Origin of the sequence: Vreelandella sedimenti (assembly GCF_013416325.1) — a bacterium.
Classification (GTDB): Bacteria; Pseudomonadota; Gammaproteobacteria; order Pseudomonadales; family Halomonadaceae; genus Vreelandella; species Vreelandella sedimenti.
This window is the reverse complement of record NZ_JACCGK010000055.1, coordinates 1-810: the sequence shown is the minus strand read 5'-3', so window position 1 is coordinate 810 and position 810 is coordinate 1. Positions and strand designations below refer to the sequence as shown.

At 52.7% G+C, this 810-nt stretch carries 1 protein-coding gene; it reads left to right on the top strand.

Features of this window, described 5'->3' with window-relative positions; genetic code table 11:
* Positions 1-810: cache domain-containing protein (locus HZU72_RS23585; protein WP_235976226.1), on the top strand; the 810-nt coding region annotated here is incomplete at both ends.

Genomic DNA, 810 nt, shown 5'->3' with positions numbered 1-810 from the left:
GAACGCTGGGTATTATCTGGGTTGCCATGCTCCTGCTAGTAGGCTGGTTGGCCTGGGAGAATCGCCAGACAATTGAAAGCGAACGCCGCGACAGTATTCAGTATGTGGTAGAAAGCGTACATGGCCAGCTTGCAGCCCTGCAAGAACGGGTAGCCGCCGGTGAGCTTAGCCTTGAAGAAGCCCAGCAGCGTGCCATCGACAATATGTCTAGCGTCAGTTTTGGCGGTGGAGAATATATCTTCTCCTTCGATGATGACCTAAAGATCGTTTCCCACCCCAACCGCCCTCGCGGTGAAGATATGAGCGCTTACCAGGATGCCAGCGGCATGGATCTTTACGCTGCTTTTCGAGAAGCAGCTCAAGCTGGCGGTGGGCACGTTGACTACTACTCCCGTCGTATTACTGGTGATGAGCAGGTACCGAAAATCAGTTACGTGGCCTATCTTCCCGAGTGGCAGTGGTCGCTCGCAGCGGGCGTTTATGTTGATGACATTAATGAAGCCTTTATCGCTGGTTTGATTCGTTCAGTAGTGATTCTGCTGATCATTGGCCTTCCGGTAACGCTGCTAATGGGCTGGGTCATTCGTGATGTTGCTCGCAGGCTAGGGGGCGACCCACGCTATGCAGCTAGCGTAGTACGCCATATTGCTGACGGAGATTTGACCCAAACCACTCAGCTTTCGGCGAAGGATCAGCAGAGCTTACTATTTGATATCAACCGGATGCGTGAAACCCTGGCCAATACCATTGGCGATATTCACCACGGCGCAAACCAGGTTAACAGTGGCGTAGAGCAGATTGTGGGTGTTA